The following is an 11,828-nucleotide window of genomic DNA, read 5'->3' as shown; positions in this document are numbered from 1 at the left end:
GTTCATATAGATAACCATCCTCATCAATCCACCATGACCGGTTCAAAAATTGTCTTTCTTTATTCCCTGTTCGCTGCCATTTCGATCGGAGCAAACCTCGGAACGCAGAAGGTGTTCCTGATTACATGGCCCTTGCTTTACGCAGTCCCTCTATCCGTACTGACCGGCACAATAGTAGGACTAGCGGCAAAATTTATCCTGGATAAGATCTGGATATTTAAATTCCGGCATCGTGACTTAGCACACGGACTCAGGAATTTCATTCTTTACGCGACCATGGGTCTCGGAACAACGGCTATTTTTTGGGGATTTGAATTCGGTGCAGACCGACTTTTTTATACCGAGTCGGCCAGACTGGGTGGTGGAGCGTTGGGGCTCACGATGGGGTATTTAGTCAAGTACCATCTGGACAAAAAATTCGTATTTTCATGAATCGCAATGTAGAAAACCGCGTAACCTCTGACTGAAAGCAGGCCAGGTATCAATTTCATATTCAATGCCCATGATTCATTATGCAAATCTGCCCCGCTGTCCGGAAGCATCTGCATCTCTGATGCGCGCTGCTCTGCTTAGGGAGGTAGCACTGAGTGATACGTGGCACAGAATTAGCGTTCATAATTCCCCAGAAGCGAATGGATTCCACTAAAGGACAGCGAGGATAAATGAAAACGAACGAGATTTGCATAGATGGAACCACCAAAAAAACAATACAGAATTTTTCTGTCGTATTTGTTGTAATTTTGTATTATTCGATTGTTGTGAAATTCTGCCCAAATGCACCGTATTTTGATGATTTTTTTTCGATCCTGGAACCGCTTACCCGTATTGCGGAAAATCCGTCACGTTCAAACATTATAGCCAGTCTGGTAAGTCAGAACAACCAGCATCGCGTCATTACGACTCATATCGCCGCAATTTTCAGTTGGCTTGTGGCCGGCAAGGTATCGTTTTGGGCGCTGAATCTATTTGGAAATACACTCCTGCTCGTTGCAGCTTTTGCGATTGTTCGGTCATTACAGCCAGCCGATCAATCCATGGAAAAATCGAATGAAGTCGGCACGTACAAACTGGTGGTTGCATTTCTATTATTCAATTTGTCATTTTTCCGTTTGCTATCTTTTCCGATGGCGGCAGTCTCCAATTTCGGTGTTTATGCTTTTGCTATACTTGGGTATTGGGCGCTCTTTTCAGGCCGAACGGTAGTGGGCTTCCTATCTCTCGTCGCCAGCGTCGCCTCTCAAGCCAACGGCTTGATCGCTCTGCCGCTGGCCGCGATCTATCTCGCTCTAAACAGGGACTGGCGCCGGGCGGCCTGGGCCTCAGGTTTGAGCGTTGTTACAATCGGGTTATATTTTTTTCATTATGATTTCCACGCGACTATGTCGCCCCTAATAATCGCAAATTCCCAAACCGACGGCGGGTCATCGGTTTCCCTACCCACGCGCCTACTGTACCTGTTCGTCCAGATTGGTTCGCTTGGTATGTTAAATAATCGCGCCGTAACCCTGCCCAAAGAGCTGGTGATAATTCCCGCTCTCACTGGGGTGGCGTTAATTATTTTACATTTTAGACTATTATGGGTTGGCGCACTCAAGGAGCGCCGTGCATTATCGGCATTTCTCTGGTTCCTGCTAGCTGCTTTCGCGGCAATTTCAATTGTGCGCATCAATTCTAATATCGATGATTGGGTTGCCGTTCGCTATAAATTGATATCCTGCCTCTACGCGGCGAGCCTCTTAGGACTAGTCGCGAAGACTACAGAGAAAAAGATTTTTGCAAAATACTCTTGGAGTGGAGTCTTGATTTCTATAACGTTTATTTACTGGACGACGTCATTTGCATATCTTTTACCTCATATCTCTCACTTTAGGAAATTTACCGCCCCACTTACCACGGAACGATGGGACTCCAAACAGGAAGCTGATGCAGCAGCTCTCGTATTGAGCAAAGCCGAAAGCCTTAACATCTATAAGTGGAAATAACACAGTTCCGATTTGAAGCGTAGCGAGTTTGCGTCACCGCGTCAGCCGATCAATCAAAGTTATGAGATGAAAACATTTCAGCAAGTTTTTTGCGTCATGGATTTGTAGGGTTTCGAGTGAGGTTGCTGTCGCTTTGAGATTCCTGTTCGATGACGGAACCTATGCCGTGCGATGAGGGCCAAGGCGTACGCCAGCAAAGTCGCCGCGGCTGCTTGAGGGGTGGCTGTATTTGCAGCACACGTTCGATCTGTCCGACGAGGAGGTCGTCTGGCAATGGGTGGAGAACCCGTATTGGCAGGTGTTCACCGGCGAGACCTATTTGCAGACCGAACCGCCGATCGACCCGTCGAGCCTGACACGCTGGCGCAAGCGACTGGGTGAGGCCGGCGTTGAAGAGTTGCTGGCCGAGACGATCGAAGCGGCCAAACGTGCCGGCGTGATCAAGGCATCGAGCGTGAAGCGCGTGATTGTAGATACGACCGTCATGGAGAAGGCGATTGCCCATCCAACCGATTCGCGCTTGCTCGAGCGGTGTCGCGAACATCTGGTGAAGGCCGCGGCACGGCATGGCCTGAAGCTGCGGCAGAACTACAACCGCGAGGCGCCGCGTCTGGGGCTGCAGATTGGCCGCTACGCTCACGCGAAGCAGTACAAGCGCATGAGGAAGGCCTTGCGCACGCTGCGTTCGCGCGTTGGCCGTGTCATGCGCGATGTTGAGCGACAGGTCGCTCAGGTGGCAGACTCAGGTCGTACTGTGTTGCTGGAGCTGATCGCGAGCACGAAGCGGATTCTGTCGCAAAAGCCAAAGAACAAGAACAAGCTGTACGCGCTGCATGCGCCGGAAGTCGAATGTCTGGCCAAAGGCAAGGCACGCACCCCTTACGAGTTCGGCGTGAAAGTGTCGATCACGACGACCCACAAGGAAGGACTGGTAGTTGGCATGCGCTCGATGCCGGGCAATCCGTACGACGGTCATACGCTGGCTGAAGCGCTGGAGCAGGCGGCAATCCTGAGCGACACGACGCCAGAGGTGGCGATTGTGGATCGCGGCTACAAGGGTGTCGCGATCGACGGCGTGAAGATCTACCACCCGGGCTTGCGGCGGGGCATCACACGCGGACTACGCGCGATGATCAGGCGGCGCAGCGCGATCGAGCCAGCCATCGGTCACATGAAGACCGACGGAAAACTCGACAGAAATTGGCTCAAAGGGGCGCTCGGCGATGCGATGCACGCGGTGCTGTGCGGCGCGGGCCACAACCTCCTATAAGGACTTTCCCTTTTTTGCAAGCTGGGGTTGATTTATCCATTCATCCATTCGATTCCCATGTCATCGGGGACACATTCGGCATTCAGCGGCGAGACAGACTGCACACCTATAAGCGGCCTTGTTGAGCACCATCGTTGCGGGTGCCCGGGCCCGGATAGTAACCGCGCAGCAGGACTCCATCCGGATGACGGCGAATACATGCGATGTAGCGCCTGAAGGTTGTTCGAGTTCGCCCGCTGCCGGTCTGACCTGTCGCTATCCTTGCCTTTGCGTCCTGGGTTACGAAGTCGAGCCTGAACAATTCGGAGAGCCTCGCGCGGCGGAGCTTTGAGGCCGAAATGGTGTTGTGAGATTTGCAGGAACCTGGCACATTAACGCAAGAATCCTGCATTTTTCGACGAGGTGCAGATGGGTCCGAAGACGCCTGTGCCGGAGGGAGATTTCTTCCGGCAACCGCTGCGCGAACAGATCAACCTGAAGCATCCGCTGGTACGCCTGACTGACCTGATCAACTGGGAGCGGCTGGGCGCATTGATGAGCGAGAGCTTCGTGTCGGGCAAAGGTCGACCGGCGAGCTCGCCGCGGCTGATTGCGGGGCTGCTGTACTTGCAGCACGCGTTCGATTTGTCCGACGAAGAGGTCGTCTGGCAATGGGTTGAAAACCCGTACTGGTAGGTCTTTACGGGCGAGACGTACCTGCAGACGGAGCCGCCAATCGACCCGTCGAGCCTGACGCGCTGGAGGAAGCGTCTGGGCGAAGCCGGCGTTGAAGAGTTGCTGGCCGAGACGATCGAGGCGGCAAAACGTGCCGGCGTGATCAAGGCCGCGAGCGTGAAGCGGGTGATCGTCGACACGACGGTGATGGAAAAATCGATCGCCCATCCAACCGATTCACGGCTGCTCGAGCGGTGTCGCGAACATCTGGTGAAGGCGGCCGCGCGGCACGGCCTGAAGCTGCGGCAGAACTACAACCGCGAGGCGCCGCGTCTGGGGCTGCAGATTGGCCGCTACGCTCATGCGAAGCAGTACAAACGCATGAGGAAAGCACTGCGCACGCTGCGTTCACGCGTTGGACGGGTGATGCGCGATGTGGAGCGACAGGTCGCTCAGGTGGCAGACCCCGGCCGTGCAGCATTAATGGAGCTGATTGGCCGCACGAAGCGCATCCTGGCGCAGAAGCCGAAAGACAAAAACAAGCTTTATGCGCTACACGCGCCTGAAGTCGAGTGTCTGGCCAAAGGCAAGGCCCGCAAGCCTTACGAATTCGGTGTGAAAGTGTCGATCACGACGACTCACAAGGAAGGGCTGGTAGTTGGCATGCGCTCGATGCCAGGCAATCCGTACGACGGTCATACGCTGGCTGAAGCGCTAGAACAGGCGGCAATCCTGTGCGACGCCAGGCCGGAAGTGGCCATCGTCGACCGTGGCTACAAGGGTGTCGCCGTCGACGGCGTGAAGATCTACCACCCGGGCTTGCGCCGCGGCATTACACGCGGACTCCGCGCGATGATCAGGCGGCGCAGCGCAATCGAGCCAGCCATCGGCCACATGAAGACAGACGGAAAACTTGATCGCAACTGGCTCAAAGGTGCGCTCGGCGACGCGATGCACGCGGTACTGTGCGGTGCCGGCCACAACCTGCGGATGATCCTGAGGAAGCTGCGGCTTTTTTGCGTCTTCGTTCTCGCTGCTTTGCTCAACCGCTGCATTGCCGCCGACGTGATGGTGTGACGTCGGCGGCCCGGGAAATGAATTGTTCAGGGTCGACTACGAAGTCACACTTTTAGGTGACGCTACGAATTTACCTGTTCGTGCTGTTGTCCTACCGTGGCTGGCCTCAGTGTTGATGGAGTGGAGACATACGAGGGATCGAAGCGCTCGCCCTTGGCCAGAATCGCCCACAGGATGCGCGCGTGCTTGTTGGCGACGGCCACCAGCGTTCGATACCAACCTACGCGTGCCTGGAGCTGAACGATCCAGCGCGAGAGCCGGTCGGTTCGTCGATGAGCGCTCGTTACGGCCGAGCGCGCGCCCTGGAACAGCAGCGTGCGCAGATACGTGTTGCCCTGTTTGGTGATGCGGCCCAGCCGGGTCTTGCCGCCGCTGCTCGCCTGTTTGGGCACCGTGCCGAGCCAAGCGGCAAATTGGCGACCGTTTTTGAACAGGCGAGCGTCGCCGACGGTGGCCACCGTGGCCGACACGGTGAGCGGCCCGATGCCGATGACCGCCATCACGCGCTGCGCGTTGCTGTCGTGCTTCACGTGCGTGGCGACTTGCGCGTCGCACCAGGCGATTTGCCGGTCGAGGGCCTGCACGTGCTCCCAGCCTCGCGCCAGCGCAGTGCGCGCGACACCGTTCAGTTCAGTGGCCCCGTCCTCCAGTGCCTCGACGAAGTGGGCGCGAAATGCGTCGATGCCTTGCGGCAGGAACGCGCCGAACTCGACCAGTTCACCGCGCAGCCGGTTGACGAGCGCGGTACGCTCCTCAACGAAACCGTCCCGCATCCGGTGCAGCACCAGCACGTTTTGCTGGTCCGCCGTTTTGACGGCCACGAAGCGCATATGCGGCCGGCCCGCGGCCTCGCAGATGGCCTCGGCATCCAGCCTGTCGTTCTTCACGTGCTTGCCGCCTTTGCGATACGGCGCGGCCAACTGCGGCGCGATTAGGCGGACTTTGTGGCCGAGCGCGTGCAGCTTGCGCCCCCAGTAGTGGGCTGCGCTGCACGCTTCCATTGCGACCAGGCACGGCTCGAGGTTGGCAAACCATTCGGGAAACTTCTGCCGCGAGATTGCTTTCCTGACCACCACGCGTTCCATGCTGTCCACGCCGTGTACCTGGATGATGTTTTTGGCCAGATCCACGCCGATACGAGTAATCTCGTCCATGACTTTCCCCTTCTCAGATGGGTTGCACAGCACCAACCATCCTCGCATATCGCTATGCCACGAGATCGGGAAAGTCCTTACTAATTCGGATGATCCTGAGGAAGCTGCGGCTTCTTTGTGTCTTCGTTCTCGCTGCTTTGTTCAACGGCAGGTATTGCCGCCGATCTGATGGCGTGACGCCAGCGGGACGAGCAACGAATTGTTCAGGGCGGACTAGCTAACATCTAGCGAAGGCCGCGGCGCGGCCTGAAGCTGAGGCACAACTACAAGCGAGGCGCCGCGTCTGGGGCTGCAGATTGGCCGCTACCGAGAGACGGCACATTGTCGTAATCCGACATTCCGCTAAATTACTCGCGCTTTGGGTCGCCGCCGGCTGCGGAAACTCATCCCTTCACGCTGGTTTCGACGCATCAATCCTACAGGGGCATTGGCGACGTTGCGCATCGGAACTCGTCAGGATGGTGCCGCGTGGAACGGTTTTATCAAGCGCCTCATCTACGTGCCGTTCCAGCGTGCTGCCTCTCAGTTGTGGTAACTCATTGAGCCGGATCCGCCGCGGTAGGCGTATCGAATGACGGCCTGATTTTCCTCCTCCCGATCACCATAAATCGCTTCTCGACATGCTGGTATAGCAATTGACTGATCGGAATCACAAGTATTAGTACGCCGAGAACCGCGGTCCGTACCATCAATTGAACGTGCGGGCCGCCGATCTTGATCGCGAGGCTGACTGCAACAATGAGCAATGGGATATGCACAAGGTAAGTTGAGTAAGATGCCTTGCCCAGCCAGACGACAAATGGATTCGCCGCAAGCCACGCAAGTCCCCGGACTGGGGTTAAGCGCGACTCCTGAAGGGCTGCGGCCACGAAAATAGTCCAGATCCAGAATTCATGCTTGAGCGCGCCAAGGAACATCCCTGCGACGATCCCGACAAGCAGCACCATGCCCACCGGTATGCGCCCAAGCTCACCCCAAAATACCCGCGTCAAGATGCCGATCAAGAAGAGCGGCATAGGGATCAACACCATCGATGGATACTGCCATGTCCAGATCAGGTCATGACGAGATATCCATGACATCGCGAGCAGGACGACGGAAGTAATAACCAGCGAAACGCGCGAGCGGCTAACGAGCGCCACGATCAGCGGGGCTATCAGGTAGAACTGCCATTCTAGGCTCAAGCTCCATGCCGGGCCGAGCAGAGTGCGCGCACTGTACGGAAATATGCTGTCGGGTACCAGCCCGTGCAGCAACGAGACATGCAGTAGGAAGTGGGCCGCAAAATGCTCGCGTTCAGAAGCCGCGCGCACCTGCCACATGTGCGGGTCAATGCTCCAGGGCGTCGAATGAGCAGATAGAAGCGCAGGCAATGTCGCGATGCCGAGGGCGAGGCAAAGCAGGTAGACTGGATAGATGCGGAATGCGCGCTCGCGAATGTATTGAGCGTACGACGCGCGCTCGCTCAGGCATAGATGCGTGATGACGAACCCGCTGAGCATGATGAAGACGTTGACAGCTGGTTCACCACCATCCATGAAGGCAGTTACTCGCACGGGGAGAATGCGCTCGATACCGGTCAGTTGGCTGGAGTGGGCGAATACCACCCACCACGCCATATAGCCCATCTCGTTATACAGAAGTGTCGTAGCCGTCGCGCAAGATCTGGATGGTGCTCACAGCATCCATGACTCGCTGCATGCCAATCCACAACGTCTTCGCGCCCGGTTCACCATCGCTCTTGCGCCCGAGGAATCCACCCAGTGACGCGATCATCCGTATCATCTGGTTCAGTGTCGGTGGTTTTTTCGGACGCGCCTTCTTGCAGAGCACGTGAGCACCATGTATCTCGTCAGCCGCGAAGAATAGCGACGCGTTTAGCTCCGGACACGTTCTGCCCACACGCATGAGCCGTGCAATACGCCACGATACGACCATGTACAGCGCAAGTGCCTTCTCTACCCGTTCCATCTGCGAGAGCTGCAGCGCCTCAACCCGGCAGGCGTTCTTCAGGACATTGAAGAACATTTCTATTTCCCATCTCGCGCGGTACCAGTCGATGAGTTCGATGAGCGCATCCGCATCACCCGCTTCGCGGTTGGTCACAAGACGCCAGATGACTGGCTTTACGCCCGCTGGCGCATCCACCTCATACGCCTCGACGCAGGTGAGCGTGACGCTGACGCGACCGGGCAGCGTAATGCGCTGGCTGCGCAGTTCCTGCTTCACTTCACGTGCCTTCTGGCCACTGCGCCCGGGCAGCACGAAACTGATACGGCCGAGCACGTTACCCGCGTGCACCTTGTCCCACAGCTTTTCTTCGTCCTTCAAGGCACGGTTGTGCTGCGAGCGGATCAGCCAGTCCGCCGGTTCACCCAATTCCTGCGCACGCTGCATGAGCGCCGCGATGTCGCCTTCACGATCGGCCACATACACCAGCCGCGCGTCTGGCAGGGCCCGTGCCTGTTCGGCCACGATCTCATAGCTTTCGATCCACCGCGCACTTTCCCTGACTCCGCCACGCCTGCCGTTTGCATCGCGTGACTCGCGCGCCCACATCCAGGCATTCATCACACCCAGCGGCTCCCGATCCGGTGTCACCGCATAAGTCGCGTGAAGATACATGCCCACCTGTGCTTCATAACTGAGTGGGCCGGCCCCTTCGATGTCCTGACCGTTAAAGTTCAGCTCTGTCGTATCGGCAATGCACAGCACCACCGGCAACGCTCCCATGCGCGCCGTGGTGCGATCCCAATGCGGCTGCATCATGTCGCGCCAGTCGATGCGCTCATTGCCTAGAAAGCGATATGCTGCCATCGTCTCGGCCCAGCCTTCGCACGCGCCCGGAATGCTGGCCGTGGGCCGGCTGGCAAACCGTTTGATCAGTTCCTTCGCGCGCCGGTCTCGCCGTGGATCGCCCAAATCCAGAGTCTCAAATTCTTCGTCCACCCATGCTCCCGCGTCGTTTCGGATCTTCATGCTGAAAATCCGAGAGTAAACGCGAAATCCGCATTGTTAACAACCCCCTTCCGGCTACTTTGCTATCCAACATCGTCTCCGGAACTGTCGATTTGTGTATAACGAGATGCATATAGCCGCGCAACCCATCGAAAGAGTGAAACTTTTGCCCAGTATTTTTGCTTGTCATGTGCGTCCCGGTTTCCGTACGATAATCTGCGACGCTACGGCAGAAGTTGGAAGGGCGGTTTCAAATACCAAGTGCAACAGGCGGGTCGATAACAATTCAATGGCGAATGAGGACGGAACCCATATCACGCCTCGCGGACCTAGGAACGACACTGCTCTCAGCAGGAACTCCCACAGCCATATACATAATGATTCTCTCCTGACCAGGTATCGCCCCTCGTTCGTGCGCCTCCATGTCGTTGTCCGGTGATACGCACCAGTTCAGGCAACATGACGACAAGCCCCGCGCGTGAAGCGCAAGAATCAACGTCATTGAAAACAGGCCCGCGTCAATAAAGGCCTGATTTCGCTCAGACCCGTCGAAAAATGAGTGACTGTCGACCGTAATCACCAACAGCATCTGGACCAACTGTCCAAAACCTGCATTGCCGTTTTGCAATGCAAGTAGCGCGTCGATCTGGCTCCGCTGTTCATAGACATGCACGTGCCACGGCTGCCGGTTGCAAGCGCTCGGACTGAGTTGAGCCAACGCGATCGCAGCCTTAACATCGTCCATAGAAACACGAACAGCAGCATACGCACGTACGCTTCGACGCGATTCACAAAGCGTTCGCAACGTATCGAAAGTACTCGCCGGAGCCGCCTCACACGACATCGGCGTCACAAATTTCGCTACCGTTTCTGTACCCTGGAGGCATTTGTCGATTTTGGCGACCAGTTCCGCCGCAACATCTTCCGGGGGCGCCGTAATGTCGAGTCGCCGACGATAGGCCCGCACTGTTTCGAGAGCACCGAGATAGATTGAATCGCTCGTTGGATATCCTGCCTGTCGCCAACGATCGATCAGCCCTACCGTGGCAAACGCCGGCTCATGACCAAAGAACCGTGCCGGTCCTGGCATGCAGAGACCCTTCTCAAGTTTATGAAACTGAAATATCAGCTCAGAGCTCAGTTTCCAGTAATTGCTCGCGGTAAACTCCCAGCGCATATGCCGGTATGTGTGCAAAGCGTCGTAGATATGGTACAAGGCTGCCTTGAGAAGACCGATCTTTCTTCTCTGGCGCCAGTAGGCTTGGCGCAACGGTGGGAAAGCGGTGAATACCGATCGGCCAATAATTTTGAGGTTCATGTTCACGTCGAAAAACACCCAATCGAAGAAAAGTCAGCAACAGGCATCGCTGTCGAGCTTGCTGCACCGGAACTATTGGCCTAAAGCGAATTTCAACGACTAAGATGGCAGGTCTCGCAGTAGTCCATGGAGGTTTGCGCGTGCAGCTTGCGTCACGTGCGGAAGAGCATGAGCAACTGCGTTCTGCAGTTGCGGAAGCTGGGTGACAAAGCTCTGTAGCATCGCCGACAACTTTTCATGCCTTACGATATCCTCGGGTCCCAGTAGCAGCGACTCTGGAAGCCGGAAGTGCTCGAACAGGCCTTGGAACTTGTCCTGGTAGGTCAGTGCAGCAACTGGCACACCCATACCAAGACTCGCGATCGCGAGATGCATCCTCCCGGTGACAACGCCGTCAGCCAAACCCGCTACGCCTTTCAACTCTGCGGCAGACATCCTGTCACGGGGATAAAACACCCGCTCCTTCAATCTCTTTTCGAGTTCGGAATATATCGGCGCAAGGCACAGGTCGTCTCCGCCTATTTCCCTGTAGTCATGGGAAATAAGAAGAAGACTTACCTGGTGCGACAGGGTCAGATTTTCCAGCGCCATGGCAGTCACTTTAACCAGCTCCGTTACCTGAGCGCGGTCTGCGTGACGAATAAGAGAGGGATGGATGTTAAATCCAATCACCTTGTCCCCATTCGCACGACGTGTCCGAACCCACTCCGCAACGGCCGCCACCCGGCAAGACGCCTCGTCCGCACGCAGCATGAACGCCGAATCAGTAACCAGTCGTGCGTGCGCCGAGCTAAACTTCCTGAACCGACCAAGAGAGACGCCGTCACGCACGTTGATCACCAGCCTGTCGCAAAGTCCGTCAAACACCTTCTTTAGCTGGTGATAGGGTGCGTTGTTAAAGCTGAACCCAAGCAGTGCCCCCCTCAAGCCGTGTCTTACGAGCAGGTCGGCGGTCGCTAACAGACGCGCAGCTGTGAGTGGAGAGTAGTATCCATCCAGCACGTCCGCGCCCAACACGACGACCGTGTCCGCACCAATCGACAATAGTCTCTCCATCGTTTCATCAAGATTCCACGGCTCATTCCAGACGCAAATTGATTCGAATCCCAATTGCCGCGCCGCTGTCGCCGCCTGATCTGTCGCAATAGCGACTGTTACCTTGAATTCGGGCTCCGCGGCTGCCAATTGATCGACAACTGCACGCATCATGGCTTCGTCGCCTTTCGCGCCAACCAGCGTCCACGGGTCACTCGGGAGAATCAGCAAATGCTTGACCGGCCCGCTGCCTCTTCCGCTCGTGGCGACCGCCGAACGATGGCGCCACCTGAACGTCAGGATTTTGACTTTAGCCCAAAGAGTAACGTCGCGCTTCAGAGCGCGAATTCTCGAAATTTTAAGGACATTACTCATATTGT

General features: G+C 56.4%; 7 protein-coding genes and 2 pseudogenes. 4 read left to right on the top strand and 5 right to left on the bottom strand.

All coding sequences use genetic code 11. The annotated features are described in order from the left end of the window. Nucleotides 1-33: 33 nt before the first annotated feature. The 4 genes and pseudogenes from AYM40_RS25290 (at nt 34) to AYM40_RS25275 (ending at nt 4,983) form a co-directional block, all read left to right on the top strand. Nucleotides 34-432, top strand: a complete 399-nt coding sequence (locus AYM40_RS25290) for a GtrA family protein (RefSeq protein WP_063498936.1) — start codon at nt 34-36, stop codon at nt 430-432. A 230-nt stretch (nt 433-662) separates the two neighbouring features. After that, nucleotides 663-1,982: a hypothetical protein gene (locus tag AYM40_RS25285; RefSeq protein ID WP_063498935.1), complete on the top strand. Its 1,320-nt coding sequence runs from the start codon at nt 663-665 to the stop codon at nt 1,980-1,982. Between the two features lie 181 nt (nt 1,983-2,163). Next, nucleotides 2,164-3,252 (top strand): annotated as a pseudogene (locus AYM40_RS25280) (IS5 family transposase); the annotation flags it as partial. A 408-nt stretch (nt 3,253-3,660) separates the two neighbouring features. Next, nucleotides 3,661-4,983: pseudogene (locus tag AYM40_RS25275) on the top strand (IS5 family transposase). A gap of 62 nt (nt 4,984-5,045) precedes the next feature. Here AYM40_RS25275 and AYM40_RS25270 read toward each other — a convergent pair. From AYM40_RS25270 to AYM40_RS25250, 5 genes are all read right to left on the bottom strand, one after another. Then, nucleotides 5,046-6,137, bottom strand: a complete 1,092-nt coding sequence (locus tag AYM40_RS25270) for an IS110 family transposase (protein WP_063498934.1) — start codon at nt 6,135-6,137, stop codon at nt 5,046-5,048. 536 nt (nt 6,138-6,673) lie between these two features. Next, the gene (locus AYM40_RS25265) at nt 6,674-7,756 is read right to left on the bottom strand and encodes an acyltransferase family protein (RefSeq protein WP_158515323.1); all 1,083 of its coding nucleotides are present in this window, start codon (nt 7,754-7,756) and stop codon (nt 6,674-6,676) included. Nucleotides 7,757-7,769: 13 nt separating this feature from the next. Continuing rightward, nucleotides 7,770-9,116 (bottom strand): IS4 family transposase, encoded by a 1,347-nt coding sequence (locus AYM40_RS25260; protein WP_063495219.1) that lies wholly within the window; start codon nt 9,114-9,116, stop codon nt 7,770-7,772. Between the two features lie 265 nt (nt 9,117-9,381). After that, nucleotides 9,382-10,413 (bottom strand): nitroreductase family protein, encoded by a 1,032-nt coding sequence (locus tag AYM40_RS25255; RefSeq protein ID WP_063498932.1) that lies wholly within the window; start codon nt 10,411-10,413, stop codon nt 9,382-9,384. Between the two features lie 99 nt (nt 10,414-10,512). Then, the gene (locus AYM40_RS25250) at nt 10,513-11,823 is read right to left on the bottom strand and encodes a polysaccharide pyruvyl transferase family protein (RefSeq protein ID WP_063498931.1); all 1,311 of its coding nucleotides are present in this window, start codon (nt 11,821-11,823) and stop codon (nt 10,513-10,515) included. Nucleotides 11,824-11,828: the final 5 nt, after the last annotated feature.

Source organism: Paraburkholderia phytofirmans OLGA172 (assembly GCF_001634365.1).
Taxonomy (GTDB): Bacteria; Pseudomonadota; Gammaproteobacteria; order Burkholderiales; family Burkholderiaceae; genus Paraburkholderia.
The sequence above is the reverse complement of the archived record's forward strand: the minus strand, read 5'-3'. Positions and strand labels throughout refer to the sequence as shown.

Excerpts from the sequence above, each read along its gene's own strand:
- AYM40_RS25290 (WP_063498936.1), top strand. The coding sequence starts at position 34 with ATGACCGGTTCAAAAATTGTCTTTCTTTATTCCCTGTTCGCTGCCATT.
- AYM40_RS25285 (WP_063498935.1), top strand. The coding sequence starts at position 663 with ATGAAAACGAACGAGATTTGCATAGATGGAACCACCAAAAAAACAATA.
- AYM40_RS25270 (WP_063498934.1), bottom strand. The coding sequence starts at position 6,137 with ATGGACGAGATTACTCGTATCGGCGTGGATCTGGCCAAAAACATCATC.
- AYM40_RS25265 (WP_158515323.1), bottom strand. The coding sequence starts at position 7,756 with ATGGCGTGGTGGGTGGTATTCGCCCACTCCAGCCAACTGACCGGTATC.
- AYM40_RS25260 (WP_063495219.1), bottom strand. The coding sequence starts at position 9,116 with ATGAAGATCCGAAACGACGCGGGAGCATGGGTGGACGAAGAATTTGAG.
- AYM40_RS25255 (WP_063498932.1), bottom strand. The coding sequence starts at position 10,413 with ATGAACCTCAAAATTATTGGCCGATCGGTATTCACCGCTTTCCCACCG.
- AYM40_RS25250 (WP_063498931.1), bottom strand. The coding sequence starts at position 11,823 with ATGAGTAATGTCCTTAAAATTTCGAGAATTCGCGCTCTGAAGCGCGAC.